The 17,319-nt window shown below is 50.8% G+C and carries 16 protein-coding genes; all 16 read right to left on the bottom strand.

Annotation, left to right across the window (positions count from 1 at the left end; all coding sequences use genetic code 11):
• On the bottom strand, nt 1-887 hold an 887-nt coding region (locus UF78_RS22290; RefSeq protein ID WP_155397685.1), incomplete at its 3' end, for an acyltransferase family protein.
• Entirely contained in the window at nt 884-2,131 is a 1,248-nt protein-coding gene (locus tag UF78_RS22950; protein WP_155397686.1) for a hypothetical protein, read from the bottom strand. The genes UF78_RS22290 and UF78_RS22950, both read right to left, overlap by 4 nt.
• 44 nt (nt 2,132-2,175) lie before the next feature.
• Nucleotides 2,176-2,943: an oxidoreductase gene (locus tag UF78_RS22300; protein ID WP_230623735.1), complete on the bottom strand. Its 768-nt coding sequence runs from the start codon at nt 2,941-2,943 to the stop codon at nt 2,176-2,178.
• Nucleotides 2,940-3,626: a cytidylyltransferase domain-containing protein gene (locus UF78_RS22305; protein WP_045164439.1), complete on the bottom strand. Its 687-nt coding sequence runs from the start codon at nt 3,624-3,626 to the stop codon at nt 2,940-2,942. The genes UF78_RS22300 and UF78_RS22305 overlap by 4 nt, the downstream gene beginning before the upstream one ends.
• Nucleotides 3,623-4,636 (bottom strand): Gfo/Idh/MocA family protein, encoded by a 1,014-nt coding sequence (locus UF78_RS22310; protein WP_045164440.1) that lies wholly within the window; start codon nt 4,634-4,636, stop codon nt 3,623-3,625. The genes UF78_RS22305 and UF78_RS22310 overlap by 4 nt, the downstream gene beginning before the upstream one ends.
• On the bottom strand, nt 4,633-5,679 hold the full coding sequence (locus UF78_RS22315; protein WP_045164441.1) for a nucleotidyltransferase family protein: 1,047 nt from the start codon (nt 5,677-5,679) through the stop codon (nt 4,633-4,635). Before UF78_RS22315 ends, UF78_RS22310 begins: the two co-directional genes overlap by 4 nt.
• An 18-nt stretch (nt 5,680-5,697) precedes the next feature.
• On the bottom strand, nt 5,698-6,366 hold the full coding sequence (locus tag UF78_RS22320; RefSeq protein ID WP_045164442.1) for an acetyltransferase: 669 nt from the start codon (nt 6,364-6,366) through the stop codon (nt 5,698-5,700).
• On the bottom strand, nt 6,363-7,451 hold the full coding sequence (gene neuB, locus UF78_RS22325) for an N-acetylneuraminate synthase (RefSeq protein ID WP_045164443.1): 1,089 nt from the start codon (nt 7,449-7,451) through the stop codon (nt 6,363-6,365). The genes UF78_RS22320 and neuB overlap by 4 nt, the downstream gene beginning before the upstream one ends.
• Before the next feature lie 3 nt (nt 7,452-7,454).
• Nucleotides 7,455-8,609 (bottom strand): UDP-N-acetylglucosamine 2-epimerase, encoded by a 1,155-nt coding sequence (gene neuC / locus UF78_RS22330; RefSeq protein ID WP_045164451.1) that lies wholly within the window; start codon nt 8,607-8,609, stop codon nt 7,455-7,457.
• Entirely contained in the window at nt 8,606-9,757 is a 1,152-nt protein-coding gene (locus tag UF78_RS22335) for a LegC family aminotransferase (RefSeq protein WP_045164444.1), read from the bottom strand. The genes neuC and UF78_RS22335 overlap by 4 nt, the downstream gene beginning before the upstream one ends.
• A gap of 9 nt (nt 9,758-9,766) precedes the next feature.
• On the bottom strand, nt 9,767-10,747 hold the full coding sequence (locus UF78_RS22340; RefSeq protein WP_045164445.1) for an NAD-dependent 4,6-dehydratase LegB: 981 nt from the start codon (nt 10,745-10,747) through the stop codon (nt 9,767-9,769).
• Nucleotides 10,740-12,005 carry a lipopolysaccharide biosynthesis protein gene (locus UF78_RS22345; RefSeq protein WP_045164446.1) on the bottom strand — a complete coding sequence of 422 codons (1,266 nt, stop codon included), beginning with the start codon at nt 12,003-12,005 and terminating at the stop codon, nt 10,740-10,742. The genes UF78_RS22340 and UF78_RS22345 overlap by 8 nt, the downstream gene beginning before the upstream one ends.
• Before the next feature lie 60 nt (nt 12,006-12,065).
• On the bottom strand, nt 12,066-13,580 hold the full coding sequence (locus tag UF78_RS22350; RefSeq protein ID WP_045164447.1) for an MBL fold metallo-hydrolase RNA specificity domain-containing protein: 1,515 nt from the start codon (nt 13,578-13,580) through the stop codon (nt 12,066-12,068).
• A 129-nt stretch (nt 13,581-13,709) separates the two neighbouring features.
• Nucleotides 13,710-14,993, bottom strand: a complete 1,284-nt coding sequence (locus UF78_RS22355) for a Wzz/FepE/Etk N-terminal domain-containing protein (protein WP_045164448.1) — start codon at nt 14,991-14,993, stop codon at nt 13,710-13,712.
• Nucleotides 14,994-15,308: 315 nt separating this feature from the next.
• Nucleotides 15,309-16,616, bottom strand: coding sequence for a Wzz/FepE/Etk N-terminal domain-containing protein (locus UF78_RS22360; protein WP_045164449.1), 1,308 nt, complete (start codon nt 16,614-16,616; stop codon nt 15,309-15,311).
• Between the two features lie 120 nt (nt 16,617-16,736).
• Nucleotides 16,737-17,021 (bottom strand): integration host factor subunit beta, encoded by a 285-nt coding sequence (gene ihfB / locus UF78_RS22365; RefSeq protein WP_045164450.1) that lies wholly within the window; start codon nt 17,019-17,021, stop codon nt 16,737-16,739.
• Nucleotides 17,022-17,319 lie beyond the last annotated feature (298 nt).

Genomic DNA, 17,319 nt, shown 5'->3' on the forward strand with positions numbered 1-17,319 from the left:
ACTATATAAAGAGTATATGAAAAATCCGCCACCTGAACAAAAATCCCGCTAAATGCAAAATCCATATAAAATATTACTATAGAAAACAAAATAGCCATTGATAGAACACCAACAAACCAAAACTCTCCACCCCAAAAATAGTTTTCATGTAGCCCAAAACCTGCGACGGTCACAACCAATATGAAACCCAAAGAACCGAGAACAAGAAGAAGCCTCCTGCACCACTGGCGCTCTCCAAAAATAGCAATGCTCGCGCCTAAAAACCATATAAAAGAATATACTAAAAATTCGATCCTCAAATAAAACAAAAAAATAAACAGGACAAAAAAAGCCATTAATGGAACGACTTTTTTATTAAGCAAACCACAACTCAGCAGCATTGCTAAAATATACAGCTGAAACTCATAATAAAGTGACCAGAGAGGCCCATTCAAACTATGCAAGCCACCCAACATTAAGAAGCTAGAAAAATACTCACGAACGGAGATAGAATATATCTCCCTACCGAAGGAACTCGATATTTTTTCGCTGAATGGATTAATTGCTGATCCAGGAAGCCCCAACCAATAAACAATCAAATAAACAAAAAAAACAACAACCATTGAAAAGACAAATGGCGGATATATCCTTGCCAATCTGGACGATAAATAATCAATCCAGTCAAAGCGGCTATATTTGCGATGATTTGAAATTATACTTTTTGTCACAAGGAAACCACTCAGCAGAAAAAACAAAACGACCGCAAAGACAGCAAGATTTGAAATATAAAATTTATAATCAGAAACCAACTCAATGTTATATAAGAAAACTTGACAAGCATGAGCAAGAACCACTACGACAGCCGATACCCCACGGTAAAAGTCAAATTTAGAAAATGACTCTTTCATTGATCCTCACCCACCTTACGTGGTTTATCCAATAACGAGCATATAAAACACAAACCTAGCACTATCATCAACGGAAAAACAAAATAAAGATACTGAACAATCTCTAAAAGAAAAGCAAAAGGAGAAAAAATCACCAAAGAGATAAAGAACACATACGAAACCACTGCAAAAAAATTGAAGCGCCTTTCCGGAACCGCTATTAATGCCCCGAGAAAAACTTTAGAAAAAAAGTAAGGAAGAATAATGAAAAAAAACCCTATCCATCCAAAGTCATAATATAATGACCCGTTCAACGATATCCAGTTAGGATAATAACCCACGCTCAAAACATCGTTTCCGATTCCTAGCGCGCCTCCCGCATAGCCAGCAATCAAGGCATGTGCAAGCCTAAATGTGGAAATACCAACACATGAGCTACAAGAGACAATATCAATAAAGACCCATTTCACATGAACAAAATATAAAGCAACAGGCGCCAAGGAATCAGGAATAACCGATAACACACCCGGATCGCCCCCCCCCATTAGTTTATTAGCGGTTAGATATGCGTAATCATCAACCTCAAAACCGGAGCCCTCCGCTCTTGAAAGGGAGATGTATACGGAATATGAAAACACTAACGCAAAGACCAGAACAGCAGAAATAAGGAGCCCTTTAGGAAGCCAAGCAAAACCCACGTACAACCTGAAAACGACGCTTGAAACCATGACAGCAACAAATATCAATACAGCCTCTCTTCCTCCAGTCATAAGAGAGAACATCAGAACAAGGATCAGAGATAATATAAACAACCGCAATGACGACTTATAATAATCCCCATAAACCACCGAAAATATCAAAGAAACAAAAACAAAAGGGAAAAACAAATTACCAACAACGCTATAGATACTTGAAACCCCTTGCCTAAGGCTTGCTTGAGCTCGCCATGCTTCTCTAGCAACCGAAACCCCTTGAGAGTAATCTACCCCCTGTAGATATACCCTATCAAAATATATTAACGAAACACCAGCGACTGAAACAATAAAACAAAAAATTGAAACTTTAGCCGGCCATCTCGATATGTATAGTTTTTCATCAAATTGAAAAGATATTGAAGAAAAAACTAGCAACCCCAAAAAAATAAGACCGTTAAAGAGGTAATAAACACTGTAAGAATATGTGCTTTTGCTAATCGCAGAATATGGCAATAAAACATCAAGCGCTTCAATCGAAAGAAATACAATAAGATAAAAAAGAGGGATCACTAGAGCCCTTCTTTTTATATAAAAGAAATTCGACAATAGTTCACCTAAATCCTAAAAGCGTCATCAACAATAATATTTTGCCCACACACATATTCAGAGGCATCAGAAAGCAAAAATATAATTGTGCCAACAATATCGTTCGGTTCAAGCATTCCCTTATCGCGACAGTAACTGTTGTAACGATCCAGAAAGGCTTGGTCCTGCCCTGCCAGAATCCCGCCAGGACTTACACAGTTAACCCTAAACCTCGAACCCTTTGTATAGGCTGAGACATAGCTGCCAAGATGCTGCAAAGCAGACTTTATCGCCGCGTATTCGACAGGCATAGTCATAGAAGTACCGGCGTAGACTTCGAAGCGAGGCGCCATGACCCCATAAATTGAAGACATGTTCACCAGCGAAAACTTTTCCTGCTTTACCAGCGCATACTTCGCACACTGCTGCATGAACAAGAAATACCCTCCCAGGTGCAGAGATACATTTTCGCAAAAATCCTCGTACGTTACGTCAAAAAAACTTCTTCCATAGTTTTCATTGCGTGGGTACGCCGCATTGACCGCCCCGTCCAGCGAGCCAAACTGCTCCACTGCGGTCTCAATTACGCGCTGTATAGAACTCGCTTGCGTGATATCGCCTTCGATTGGAAAAAAATTCTTATTATCGTTTTTCTTTATCTTAATTTCCTGTAGCGCCTTTTTACTCTGGTCGACGGCAACAATATTTGCTCCGCAATCCAGGGCGGCATCAACCATCGCCTCACCCAGCCGCCCGGCGGCCCCTACTACTATAAAAGTCTTACCATTCAAGTTCACTGTTGACATTTCCTGTACAGAGCTTCCGCGACCATGAAGTCAAACCCATCATCAATGTCGACCGCCCGCTCTTTGGGAACGATCACTGATTTAACCTTGCCGGCAAATACACCAGAATTTTTCAGGATGAACTCGGGACGCGAGACGTAAGCCACCGTGGTCATATCGTAGACAGTCGGTGCATCTTGCCGACGCCGGATGGTGTCATCATGTATGACTACTTCGCTGTAACCATCTTCGTCACGAACAACCATATTGAAATACGGGCTGCGAGCAGCTGGTGTCACGGTGACAACCATATCCGTGCGCTCATCTAGCGCGGCAAGACACTGCTCGACATCTGTCGTTCCCCGCAAAGGACTGGTTGTCGGCAGACTCAGAAACACTTCGAATGACTCGCCGCGTGCGTATAGAAACTGTATAGCATGTTGCCAAGCCAACCATTCCGAGGCAGTGTCGCTAGCAAGCTCATGCGGCCTTTTGATTACTTCTACCGAGAGGCTTTCAGCTACGGCCGCGATTTCGTCCGAATCGGTAGAAACAAAAATCTTTTTCACACCGCTTATTTGCTGCGCTAAGGTTATGGAATGACCTATAAGCGGGATGCCTCCCAAAGGCTTAATATTTTTTCCAGGCAAGCCTTTTGAACCACCACGAGCAAAGATGAATGCGTATATGCTCATGATGCGAAATCTCCGATATCCACTACTTGTCGAGTGATTGACGAATGTCTTAGGGCTTCTATTAAACGCAAGGTGTCCAAGGCTTGGTAGACGCTAACGTTGGGTGTGAGTTCACCCGCAGCCACTTTCACGAAATGAGAAATTTCTTCCAGGTACATGTCATTTCGATTGTAACTCGGATCGCTGAAAAGTATATCTTCGCCATCACTGGCAGTACCAAGGCAAATACTATTGTGCAGAAGATCCCAAACCAGCGTGCCAGACTCCCCTACAATTTTGCACGTACGGGTCGGAGCCCGCTGCAAAAAGTCCAGATGAACACTAGCAACAAGACCGTCCTTACGACTTAAAATCGCGTGAGCGTTATCTTCCACATCGACATCAAGAGCCCCAGAGTTAGAAGCAACGCAATAGACTGAATCGAACTCTCCAAACAGCCACGTCAAATAATCTAGTTCATGGCTAAGCTCAAGCAAAACACCGCCGCCTAGTTTCTTACAGGCAGATACATTTTTTCGGTAGTCGGTTGCCGGCCGCCAGTCAGGTAGATATTGGCCGACCTCAATCGATACACTGTGGATGCGCCCTACTATCTGTTCAGTCAGCAGCTCTTTGAGCCGTATGGCCGATGGCATAAAGCGCAGGTTATAAGCAACTTCAATCTTGGCGCTATTTTCAAGCAGAACTTCGCCCGCTCTCGCGAAAGATTCCAGCGAATCCGACAAAGGTTTTTCGATCAGAACCGGAATACCTGCTCGCAATAAGACCGCGGCTTGATCCACATGAAAGGGGGCCGGTGAAGCGACGATCGCCAGCATAGGCTCCGCATTCAGGGCTTCCTCGAGACTTGTGTAGACGACATCGGCACCGACTTCTTCCGGGCTTAGCGCCCGGCCCGACGCAGACACGCATCCGACCCTTGCTTGGCTGAATAACGCCTTGATATTCGCAATATGACGGCGCGCGATGCTACCGCTGCCAACTACCAGATACAGCTGCTGGACGCTCATAGACTGCCGAACTCTTGCTGAGCGCGTTTGAAGTCTTCCATCCGCCCAATATCCAGCCAGTATTCATGCACGGGAAACATGTTCACATCATTGCCGTTGGCAATCTCCCGCTCCAGCAGGGTTGGCATGTCGACCCGGACACCCGGCGCGACGCTTTTAACCAAATCGGGTGAAAGAAGGTAAATGCCTGCATTAATAAAGAAACGATGCACTGGTTTTTCAACCATCGAGCAGATGCGATGGCCTTCGCTCTGAATAACCCCATACGGCACACAATGCTCATATTCGCGGACACACATAGTCGCTACGCCGCTATGGTCTTGGTGGAATTCCAGCAGGTTTTGGAAATTCAGCGTAGTCAGCAAGTCGCCGTTCATCATGAATAGTGGCTGATCAATTTCATCGTGAGGCAATAGACCCAAGGCACCGCCTGTGCCCAATGGTTCCTTCTCATGTATATAGCGGATACTGACGCCCCATTGGCTACCATCACCGAAATGTTCACGAATCATTTCTGGCATATAGTGGGTTGATATGAAGAAGCGATGGAATCCTGCATTGATAAAACTCTCAAGAATCAACTCGAGAATAGGTTTTTCCCCGACCTTAAGCAGCGGTTTCGGACAGTTATGGGTCAATGGCTGTAGACGTGTTCCAAAACCACCGGCCATTAGAAATACCGGGTTATCGCGATGTCGCTTGTTCAGGAGATCATGCAAGGTCTCCAAGCCAATGACACGATGTTCTTGGTCAACTACAGGCAACTGGAGCAATTGGTACTTCTCCATATCCGCTAGGATGCGCTCCTTACTCCAATCCCTAGCGGCCGTACGAGGGGTGATACACATGACTTCGGCAACTGGAACATCGAGGGTCATGTGCTTCAACAAGGCGCGGCGAACATCACCATCAGTCAAGGTGCCGAGCAGGCGGCGCTCACAACTGACCACCATGACGATACGCAATGCTTCGCGGTCAAGCGTCGCGATAGCCTCTTCCAGAGTGGCTTCCGGACCGATGAGTGTGGATTCCCATTGCTTCATTTAATAAACCTTCGTTATCTACTCACCGAGCGCTGCTTTGTTTCGCGCCGCAGGGCCTATTAATGTCAGCCGAGCGGCGAGGTCGCGAACCAACACGGCCCCGGCCCCAACGACGGATTCCTCTCCGACCGTAATCCCCTGGATCACAGTCGCGCCGCTAGCAATAAAGGCGTGATCTTTGACCCGGACGTTCCCACAAAGAGTGGCGCCTGGAGCGACATGTACGTGCTCACCCAAATAACAGTCATGATCCAGGCTGGCTCCCGTATTGATGATCGAATTAGAGCCAATTTTCGCGTCGGCTTGGATCACGGCGCCCGCCATAACTTGCACGCCTTCCTCCAGCGAGGCACTGGCGTCAACCCAGGCGGCAGGATGCACCAGCGCAGGAAAGCGAAAGCCTTTAGCTTTAAACCGCTCAAAAATTTTGCGACGACCTGTGCTTCCGACCAATTGCCCGATGCCATTGATCAGCCCAACAGACGCGGGATCCATTGCGTCAAGCGCCTCATCGCCACCCAAGACTCTAACGCCCCGCCACTGATCGCTGCCTTGCTGGGCCAGTTCCGGATCACAGACTCCGAACACATTCAGTCCGGACGCTTGGGCTAATGAAAGCAATACCTTCGCGTGGCCACCTGCACCTAGAATGACCAAAGGTAAGCTACTATCAATTATCGCTTTCATGGCTCGATAATCTCACCGGCCTGATAAGTACGGGCCGAACGCCGCCCAACCAACCCCCACAGAGCAGTAGGAGGTAAGCCTTGCCCGCTGCGCGCGGTGGTTAGGTCCTCCCGGGAAAACACTTTACCTGCGGCTATCTCCCGAGCGGCAACCACTTGCTGGTGTGCTGCCTGACGAGTATCCCATTCGCTAGCCTGCGGGGCCTTGCAAGGCTCACCGAGGGCCAGTTCGAGAGAGCGGATATCCGAAACCATTCGTTTGAGCTCATCTGGCTCCAACGAAGCTTTGTGGTCAGGTCCCGGCAGCGAGCGGTCAAGCGTGAAGTGTTTTTCGATGACTTTGGCTCCGCGAGCCACAGCGGCAACCGGAATCAGGCAGCCTTCCGTGTGATCCGAGTAACCGACATCAAGGCCAAAGGCATGGGCCAACGTATCCATAGCCCTGAGATTAACTTCGCTCCAAGGGGTGGGGTATTGAGAGGTACAGTGAAGCAACGTCACATGCCCCTGTAACCGTTGCCGCGCCTCTCGGCAACTCCATCTACGCCAGACTTCATTCATGTCCGCAGGCTCCCGGCTTGATGCCAGCGCATGCGCGACTATGGCAAGACCCTGCTCTACCTCAGCGAGCGTCGCCATGCCCGTGGATAGGATCAACCTCTTGCCAGTACGTGCGAACTGCCATAAAAGCGGGCCGTTGGTCAGCTCGCCAGAAGGGACCTTGAATAACGGCATGCCCAGCTCGGATAGAAAGATCAAGCTATCCGGATCGAATGCAGTAGAAAGGAACTCGATGCCTTTTTGCCGAGCATAGCGCTGTAGATCAACATGCCAGGCCTGGGGTAATTCCAACTTCTTGAGCATTACCAGCTGGCTTTCAGACTCATCCGTGCTCTGTTTCTGGTAAGCAGCCTTAGGGGCGGTCTTCGAGGCCAGACGTGCCGCATTGAAGGTTTGAAACTTGACTGCATCGACACCAGCCGCCGCTGCGGCGTCCACTAGAGCGAACGCCAGCTCACGCTCACCATTATGGTTTACACCTGCTTCGGCGATGATGTAAACCGCATCTTTGTCGGACTGCTTCATGGGTCAACTCAGATTGTGGAATGACTTATTAAATGTCCCGTCGAAACGCTCAAGGACATCCACGATGGCTTCGGCTGCATTGCCTTGGCCGTAAGGATTGACAGTTTCTTTGCTGGCTTCGGCGAATTCGTGGGAAAGCGCTCGCTGAAGTGCAGCCTCAACGGCCTTGGTATTCGGCTCACAATGCAGCACAGAATCCGCGGCCAAACGGCCTTTCTGGCGCGCACCGATGTTTACGGTAGGAATACCGAAAGCAGGAACCTCAATGATTCCGCTGGAGGAATTCCCCACCACAGCAGCCGATATAGCGACGGCACTCAGATAGCGTTTGAACCCGAGCGAAGGGATCGCCAACACCCGCTCAGGCTGGTTCTGCGCATAAGCTTCAAGTAATGGAATGATGGCTCTGCCACCGTTGTCTGCGTTTGGATAAGTCAGAATGATCTGGTGATCTGGAAATTTATCCAGCGCCTGCAAAAGCGCAGTGAAGCTTTGCTCCGGGTTCTCGTCCGATAGAGTGACCGGATGATAGGTCACCAACAGGTAAGGCGAACGAAGCGCAAAGCCAAGGCTTTTACCGAGTTCTTCGATTGTCATTTTAGGGCTGCGACGCAAATGATCGAGGCCAACCGCACCGACGTTGAAAACTCGTTCAGGCGACTCGCCCATCTGGATGACACGACGCCGATATGGTTCCGCTGCGACAAAATGCAAGTGAGCCATTTTGGTGATGGCATGTCGGATTGCATCGTCATAAGCCCCTTCAGTAATTTCACCACCGTGCAAATGCACGATAGGAATCCGCATGATCAGAGCGGCCTGAGCAATCGCCAAAGCCTCGAAGCGGTCACCGAGCACTACCAGCATATCCGGCCGTAAGCGATCTAGGGCATCCGCGAATCCTAAAGTTCCCAGTCCTATGGACTTGACTACTCCAACCGACGTATCTGAAGACAGGAGCATTTCTACCTTGGAATCGACGCTGAAACCGTCCTGCTCAATCTGCCTCCAGGTTTCACCAAATTCAGGCGAAAGGTGCATGCCACTTACGATGACCTGCAACTCCAGCTGAGCACTAGCCTGGATATCCTTCATCAACCAATAGAGCAAGCCGTACTCGGCTCTCGTACCGGTGAAGACTGCGACCTTGCTTTTCACGCCTTCCACCCCGGCAGGACGCTGCTTGGTACGTTGACAACCCGAGCCTCCAGCCATTCAGCATTCGTCAAGTCGCCTCGCAGGCAGTTAACATACAGAGGCAGACGGTTCATCAACTTCCAGATCGGCCGCGTCATCACACCGCTGTCATTGGTAGACTTTAATAGCACGTCGCGTCGTGCAGGGCTTTCGCAAATAACAGCGTTGAGCCAGTAATTGGAGCGACAGCCTTCGGGCTCTTTAAAGAACTGCAGTTCGCTCCCTTCTAGTACCTCTGCATAGCGGTTTGCCAGCTCTCGCTTGCAAGCGATGAAGTCCTCCAATTGCTCCAGCTGCGCACACCCGAGCGCCGCATTTATATTAGGTAGACGATAATTATATCCAACTTCATCATGGACATATTCATATGGGTGTGGCTTCTTGGCTGTAGTTGTTAGATGCTTAGCGCGCGCGCCCAACTCTTCATCAGCCAAGATCATACCTCCACCACCGGTGGTGATAATCTTATTGCCATTAAAACTCAAGATACCTAAACGACCGAACGTGCCTGTGTGCCGGCCTTTGTAAATACTTCCTAGCGACTCGGCGGCATCTTCGATAAGAACCAAGTTCCAGCGCTTACATACAGCAACGAGATATTCTATTTCGACTGGATGTCCGAAGGTATGCATGGGCAAGCAGGCCCTCAGCACTCTCTCATCTAGTTTAAGCCTGCATATACCGTCCGAGTCTATATATGCGTATTCATCCAGCCACTTCTCAAGCGCTGTAGGAGAGAGTCCGAGGGTATGCCGGTCAACATCGATAAAGACCGGAGCAGCGCCGCAATATGCAATGGCATTGCACGTTGCCACAAAGGTCAACGGCTGGGTTAAAACTAGATCGCCAGGCTGGACTCCAGCAAGCATCAGAGCGGCATGCAAGGCGGCAGTACCGTTGACCGTCGCGACCGCTTTTGGGCTACTGGTGTACGCAGCCATATCCCGCTCAAAGCGATCGACGAAAGCGCCCACGCTCGAAACAAAAGTCGACTCAATGGTTTCCACCACATAATCACGCTCGTGCCCGGAGAACACAGGGGCATGAAGTGGGATGAAATCATTTGTTTGGTATTGATCCCGCACAAACTTAATAAGGGAGTCGAACATGGCTTGATCTCAGACGTTGTAGATGTCGGCTTTATATTTAGCCAAATTCTCTGGCCGGGACAACCAATCAATCGTTTCCTGCAACCCCTGCTTTATAGAGTAATTCGGAGTGAAGCCAGTAAGTCCGTTTATCTTGGTATTATCGCACCAGAGACGGAAAACCTCCGACTTTTCCGGGCGAATGCGCTGATCATCAGTCAAAAACTCAACATCACTACCCATGAGCTCACGGATCAGATTAAGAGTATCTCCTACCGAGATCTCATAGTTGGAGCCAATGTTAACAGTTTCTCCTATGGCCTTATCGCAGCGAGCCAACTCTAAAAAGCCACGACAGGTGTCAGCAACGTAATTGAAATCGCGGGTAGGAGACACATCGCCCAACTTGATCTCCTTTTTGCCGCTAGCGATTTGAGTGATGATAGTCGGTATCACCGCCCTCGCCGATTGCCGCGGACCATAAGTATTAAAAGGCCGTGCGATAGTCAAAGGCAAATCAAACGCATTAAAGAAGCTCATCGCCATAGAGTCAGCACCAATCTTAGATGCACTATATGGCGACTGAGCTTGTAACGGATGCTTCTCATCTATTGGAACGTACTGAGCCGTACCATAAACTTCGCTGGTAGAAGTATGAATAACGCGCTGCACGCCGTTTTCTAAAGCCGCCTGGCAAATATTTAACGTTCCCTTCACGTTAGTATCAACATAGCTATCAGGCGCCACATATGAATAAGGTATTGCAATCAACGCAGCCAAATGAAATACAGCATCAACGTCTTTTGTGATGTGCTTGCAATAATGCGGATCTCGCACATCACCACTCACTACCTCGACATCGGCGAGACAGTCAATATCTTCAAGCCAACCCCAATAGTTAAAGGAATTATATTGAGATAGAGCCTTGACTTGATACCCTTCGCGCACAAGCAACTCTGTAAGATGCGAACCAATAAAACCATCAGCCCCAGTAACCAGCACTTTACTCATCAACCATCCTCCTATCTGAAACACTAGAAAATCCGCATACTTTCTGATACACGGCAACTTTCCAAAGAAGTATCACTAAAAACGACACGCACATTGCCCATACCACAGCAATCGCACCGAACATTGGAACACCTATAAAACATCCGATAAGAAAAACTAGAAAGCCAAGAACTTGGCTATATAAAATAGCCTTATCGTGGTGTTTTGCATACAAGCCAACATGAGGAGCCATGCTAGCTGCATAAATAATAACAGCCAAAAGCAGCCATTGCAGCAGATAGAGATTGTCTAAATAAATTTCCTTTCCAATCCAACTAAGTACAAAAGGACTAAAAAACAGCGCAAAAGCAGCCATCGTAACTGTAGCCAACACCAACGTGACAGCAAGCTCTTTCATATTCTTTTTGAATTTCTTCTCATCGTTCTCTTTCGCGGCAGCAACAACTTTAGGGTATAAGAAAGCAATCACACCTGCATCAAGAAAGGACACGATAGAAAACGCAACCCCAACAAATAAAACGTAGGCACCCAGGACATCTAGCCCAACAGCACTTTCGACCCAGTAACGATCGAAGGTAAACAAGCCGCGAATTGCAAGGCTTGCTATCAACAGCGGGAAAGCGATCTTAACTCCGCGTAAAATCCAGCGCCAATCACATTTTCTATTCCATGTACTTTTATCTAGTTTAAGTACCCTTGCGACTCCTAATGCGCATGCAGCACCTGCGCCTATGGACCAAGCCAGAAACACAAAGTCTAGATTACGCGCCTCCTGTACGTACCCCATCAACAAAACAGCAACAATAGCCCAGACCCCACTCCTTAAAAACAAAACCAAGCTGGCTAAAAACTGCTCAGACATCACAACAAGCAAACGATTTAGCTCTTGCGCCGTATGCTCAAATAACAACAACACCAAGAACCATCCGACATACTTCAAAGACGAGAAGTATGCACCAAAGGCGAAAAGCAGCAACGGCAAAAACAAAGCATAACTGATCGCGAAAAACACCCACTGATCCCTAATTATAGGCAACCAACTTTCCTTACCGACACCAAGTAAATCGCGACTCGAATATGTATAAAACTCGAAACCAATTAAAAAAAACGAGTAACCAATGCTTGCAACAATCAACCCAAAGAGGCCCACCTCTTCTGGTGACAGAAACTTAGCCAGAAAGAAAATCAGCAAGAACTTACAGGCAAGTGTTCCACCCCGAAGCGAAACATTTATCAGCCTTGAAACAAGCTCATTCATTAGCAGAGCATTCGGCGGTCAAACGATCATTAATGCGGCACAAAAACATAGGCTTATATATCATCCGAAACGTCCTGCTCGCTTTTCTCCACCGTCCCACCGATCAATAATATCGACGGATAACTTGTTGCGCCTGTACCACTCCCGCAGAAGAGAAATCAGCACCTTCTTCGCCCCCTCCTCCCCATGCACCACCCGAATCTCTGTCGGCCACTGCTGCATGCCGGTCACGAATTCTACCAATCCCTTCTGGTCCGCATGGGCCGAATAGCCTCCGATGCTAGTGATGCCGGCGCGGATATCGATGCGCTCGCCGTCAAGATCGACGTAGCCGCCCTTGGGGCCGTAGGTCTGGATGGCGTGGCCGGGTGTGCCCTTGGCCTGGTAGCCGACGAACAGGACGTTATGCCTTTTATCGCCCAACAGGGCCTTGAGGTAATTGACGACGCGACCGCCGCTACACATGCCGCCACCGGTAATGACGATGGCTGGGCGTGCAGTCTGGGCCAGATGTTTGACGATGCGCAGATGGTCACCGTGGCTGTCTATTGTAATCAACTGTTCGAACGCCAGCGGGCGACGCCCGGATTGGACACGCTCGCGTGCCTCCTGGTTCCAGTATGGCTTCAGCGTCCGATAGGCGTCGGTGAAGCGGCTCGCCAGGGGTGAATCGAGGATGATCGGCAGTTCCGGCCAGTTGGGTTCGGTGTGGGTTGTTTCTCCCCTCACCCCGGCCCTCTTCCCAGAGGGAAGAGCGGGCTGGTCTGCAACGAGGCTTTGCTTGCTCTGGATAATTTCTTCCAGCTCATAGAGCAGTTCCTGGGTGCGGCCGATGCTGAACGCGGGTATCAGTACGGTGCCTTGGTCCTGCAACGCCTGTTCGATGACGGCTTCGAGTCGTTGACGGCGGCTTTGGCGGTCTTCGTGGAGGCGGTCGCCATAGGTGCTTTCCAGCACTAAGATATCGGCGCGCTCCGGTGCCTGCGGTGGTGCCAGGAACGGCGCATGCGGTGCGCCCAGGTCGCCGGAAAACACAACACGCTTGCTTTGGTTTTGCTGCGGGTAGTTCAGGTCGATTTCAACATAGGCGGAACCGAGGATATGGCCGGCCCGCTGCAAGCGAACGCGCGCGATCAGTTCTTCGCTATCGAACAGTGTGAACCAGTTCTGGTAAGGCAAGGCAATGATGCGCTTCTCGATCTGCGCAATGTAGCGCTCGATCTGCGTCTGGTCTCGGCTGATGCCGAGCTTGAAGGCATCTTCAAGAACGATGGGCAGAAGCTTCGCCGAAGGTTCGCTGCACAGAATGGGCCCTTCAAAGCCTGCGGCGAGTAGATACGGGATGCGGCCGACATGATCGATGTGCACATGGGTGGCGATCAATGCCTTGATCGTATCGAGCGGAAACTCGATGGCCAGTCGGTCCGCCCCAGGCCCTTCGGGAAGTGAAGCATCGTTGCCCTGGAACAGCCCGCAATCGACCAGCACGCTGACCGACGCGTCCATACGTAGCTGATGGCAGGAGCCGGTCACGCCATCCTTGGCGCCGTGATGTTCGATGGTCGGATAGTGCACAGTTATTCCCTTAACAAAACGTAAAACACCCGTGACCGTCTAGCCACGGGTCCGCATGAACAATAAGGCGAAGATTCTATCCGAGTTGGGGTCCCGCTGGCTGTGAGCAGCCAGCCAATGGATGGGCGGTCACAGCTTGGTTTTGGGTTGGCGTAGGTTGCGCACCAGCGCAATGAAGAGCCCGAGCATGCCGCCGAGCACCAGTGCCAGCGCGACGATCAGCGCTTTCTTGGGCTCGATCGGCCGAGTCGGTGCTACAGCACTTTGATCCAAGGAGACCAGTTTGAGTGTATCGGTATCGATATGCAGGGCGCGCAGGCGTGCGGCCTCTTCGCGCCAACCTGCAAGGCCTTTGAGGAAGAGGTCTTCGTTTTCCCGGCTATTCAATGTCTCGATCTGACGGTTGTGCTCGAGCAATTTGAGTTCACGGGCGATCTGGGCGATGCGCGGCTCGGTGAAATCATCGGAGCGGCGTGCCAGTAGCGCCTTGCGCTCGGCCTCCAGCGCATCGCTACCCATGAAGTAGAGCGGGATCTGCTGGTTGTTGACCTCGGTACGAATGACACTGCCTTGACTGGTGATCTCGGCGGCCCCTAGCGACGAAGGCGTAGTGGGTTTGGTAATACTCAGCGACTTAGCGATACGGATTGCTTCGTTAAGCTGATTGATGCGGTTATCGCGGCGAGTCTTCAATTGCTGGCGCAGCGCTGAAAGCTCATCGTTCAGCTGGGCGCGCTTGAGCTCGTCCGCCTCGCTGAGCTTGGCGATTTTGACTTCTTTGCTGGCTTCGTAATTGGCGCGAGCGGCGGCCATGTTGGCTTCGAGCTGGTTCAGCCGATTGCCGATGAGGGTGTCGAGGTCGGCTGCGATTTGCTGGCGCACTCGATTGAACGAGTACTGTACGAACTCGTTGACGACTTTCACGCCGTCGATACCTTCCGGATAGGTCAGCTGGATGCCGACGAAGGGTGTTGTCGTGCCTTCGGCTTTCTTGGCGTCGGGCTGCAGAAGCTTGAAGGCTTCGTCGTTGAAGGTTTCAAAGGTTTGCTCGAGACTGCGACCGGGCTGGGCCAGCTCGGCGAAAAGCTGTTCGTTGTCGCGAAAGAAGCTCAGGCGGTTTTCGTAGGAATCCAGCGCTGTTCCCACCTGCGCCAAAGCTTGCTTGGGCGACAGCTCATAGATGCCCAGGTGATTGAGTTCATCGAGGTCTTTGATGGCGGCCGGTCGCAAGATGCTTTGCACCGTGTAATAGCGCGTCGCGAGCAAGGCATAGGCAAGTCCGAGCGCGCCAACCAGGGCGGTAACGGTGATGATTAGCGTTTTCTGCTTCCATAGCGCGCTGACGAGCTGAACCAGATCGATTTCGTCAGAGGCAACCGGGGTTAGAGCTTGTGGAGTAGTCACAGCGTTCACGTTGAATTCCGTTTCGTCAGTGTGAAGCGCCGCAGGTGCAGCGCAGAGGGCAGCGACCGCAGAACGATAGTTAAGTTCCGTTACATTTTGCGGGCCGCTATTTTGCCACCTAGCTCACAAAAAACAAGCGAGACGGTTGCATAGAGGTACTGCCAAACGCCACACCCCGACAAACGGGACTATGGATGGGAGGGCGTTGATCACTGAGTTTGTGGGAGGCGCGCATCGGGGAGAAGATTTTGCGTTTGAGCAGGCACAACCTCGCTGTCACCCCGGGCGCCCCCTGCACGAAGGCAGCCCGTGGTGGGCTTCGGTTTATTTATAGATGGGCTGCGGATCGGTACTACGAGCTACAAGGCTTCGTATCAAGGCGATAAACACGCCGAGCATTCCACCTAGCACGAGCCCTAACGCGAGGATCATCATTTTCTTTGGCTTCACTGGCTTGGTCGATTGCAGCGCGGGCTGGTCCAGTCGGACCAGCTTCAATCGCTCAGTATCGAGCTTGATACCCTTGAGGCGAGCGGCCTCTTCTCGTAGCTCGGCCAAATTAGTGAGATAGAGATCCTCGCTCTCCCGCTCTTTCAGGATTTCCACTTCGCGATTGTTCTCCAGCATCGTCAGCTCGGATTGAATCTCAGCGATACGAGGCTCGATAAAATCGTCGGATTTACGATTGGCCAGCGCATCCCTTTCAGCCGTCAGCGCTTCGGTGCCCATGAAATACAACGGCATTTCCTGGTTGGTCACTTCGGTACGAATGACCTGTGTACCGCTACGAGGCGCCTCAGTCATGGCGGACGGCGTCGTTGGAGTACGAATACCCAGCGACTCGGCAATCGATATAGCCTCGGTGAGTTCCTGAATGCGGTTGGTTCGGCGCGTTTTCAACTCTTCGCGCAACGCAGCAAGTTCGTCCTGGAGTTCAGCACGTTTGAGAGCACTTTCTTCAAGCAGTGTCGCGATCTTGGCTTCCTTGGAGGCGTTGTAGTTCGCACGCTGCGCCTCCATGTTCGTTTCGAGGCTGGCCAGACGGTTGCCGATCAGGCTGTCCAGGTCATCCTCTATTTCGCGACGCTCGAGTTCCAGCACATAGGCGACAAAGTCGTTTACGACGGAAGCCCCTTCCATTCCTTTCGGGTAGGTGAGTTTCAGACCAATGAACGCGCTGCGGTTGTCGGTGCGCTTCGGATCGGGGAAGAGCATTTCGAATGCTTTTTCATTGAATTCGGCGAAGGTCTGCTCCGGCGAATCACCCTGTTGGGGGATGTTCTGAAACAGCTCCTGATGACTGAGGAAGAACTCCAGCCGGTTGTCATACGACGAAAGCCCGCTCGCCACCCGGTTGATCGCTTCCTCGGGGGTAAGCTTATAGATGCCAGTTTCGTTGAGCTGGTCAAGGCTACTGTGCGGGACGGGCCGCAAGTAGGTGCGAGTTTCATAATAGGGCGTAGCAAGAAATGCATAGCCTGCTGCGATAAGCGTAACGATCAACGTCACACCAATGATCAGAAGTTTCTGCCGCCAAAGCGCGCGGAACAGCTCAACTAGATCTATTTCTTCGGGTGTGGAGGTTTGGTGCTGCACGGTCTTCCCCAATTCCTTGTTATGGATGCGCTTCATTGCCGATACGCGAACCGGAATTAGTCCATAGAGACCGATGCAAGTTCAGTAGAACTGATGATTTATGACAGTTTTTGATACGCCCGCATCTCGGATATGAGAATGCGCTCAGGGCAGCGGTTACTCCTCTTCGTTAACCCGATCTCGTAGCTCCTTGCCCGGCTTGAAATGCGGAACGAACTTGCCGTCGAGCGGGACGGACTGGCCGGTCTTGGGATTGCGGCCGACGCGCGGGGCGCGGTAGTGGAGCGAAAAACTGCCGAAGCCACGGATTTCGATACGATCTCCGGTCGCCAGAGCCTGGGCCATTTGCTCAAGCATGGTTTTGATTGCCAGCTCCACATCCTTGGACGAAAGCAGCCCTTGTTGGGTGACGATACGCTCGATCAACTCCGACTTGGTCATGGTTTTCCCTTCGTTTTCAAGCGGCTAGATCATTTGGGTTGCGGTCGTTTGTAGCATGTTGTTCAGAGTTTGAACAGCCTGGACGTCCAGGTCAGGTTTTTGGAAGGGCCGGGGCTTGAGGTGGAGATTTGCGGGGTTGTTGGGCAGACCTGCGGTCTGCATTCGCCGCGAGGGCGCGGCTCCTACAAAAGCGTGGTGGGATCGGGCTTTGCGAAGGGTGGGCTGGGATTGTTGGGCAGACCTGCGGTCTGCATTCGCCGCGGGGGCGCGGCGCCTACAAAAGCGTGGCGGGATCGGG

The organism is Stutzerimonas stutzeri (assembly GCF_000952685.1).
Taxonomy (GTDB): Bacteria; Pseudomonadota; Gammaproteobacteria; order Pseudomonadales; family Pseudomonadaceae; genus Stutzerimonas; species Stutzerimonas stutzeri_E.

Coding starts and splice junctions, on each gene's coding strand:
- UF78_RS22305 (WP_045164439.1), bottom strand. CDS start 3,626: ATGAGCATATACGCATTCATCTTTGCTCGTGGTGGTTCAAAAGGCTTG.
- UF78_RS22320 (WP_045164442.1), bottom strand. CDS start 6,366: ATGAAAGCGATAATTGATAGTAGCTTACCTTTGGTCATTCTAGGTGCA.
- UF78_RS22335 (WP_045164444.1), bottom strand. CDS start 9,757: ATGTTCGACTCCCTTATTAAGTTTGTGCGGGATCAATACCAAACAAAT.
- ihfB (WP_045164450.1), bottom strand. CDS start 17,021: ATGACCAAGTCGGAGTTGATCGAGCGTATCGTCACCCAACAAGGGCTG.
- UF78_RS22345 (WP_045164446.1), bottom strand. CDS start 12,005: ATGAATGAGCTTGTTTCAAGGCTGATAAATGTTTCGCTTCGGGGTGGA.
- UF78_RS22310 (WP_045164440.1), bottom strand. CDS start 4,636: ATGAGCGTCCAGCAGCTGTATCTGGTAGTTGGCAGCGGTAGCATCGCG.
- UF78_RS22315 (WP_045164441.1), bottom strand. CDS start 5,679: ATGAAGCAATGGGAATCCACACTCATCGGTCCGGAAGCCACTCTGGAA.
- UF78_RS22360 (WP_045164449.1), bottom strand. CDS start 16,616: ATGAAGCGCATCCATAACAAGGAATTGGGGAAGACCGTGCAGCACCAA.
- UF78_RS22340 (WP_045164445.1), bottom strand. CDS start 10,747: ATGAGTAAAGTGCTGGTTACTGGGGCTGATGGTTTTATTGGTTCGCAT.
- neuB (WP_045164443.1), bottom strand. CDS start 7,451: ATGAAGCAGTCCGACAAAGATGCGGTTTACATCATCGCCGAAGCAGGT.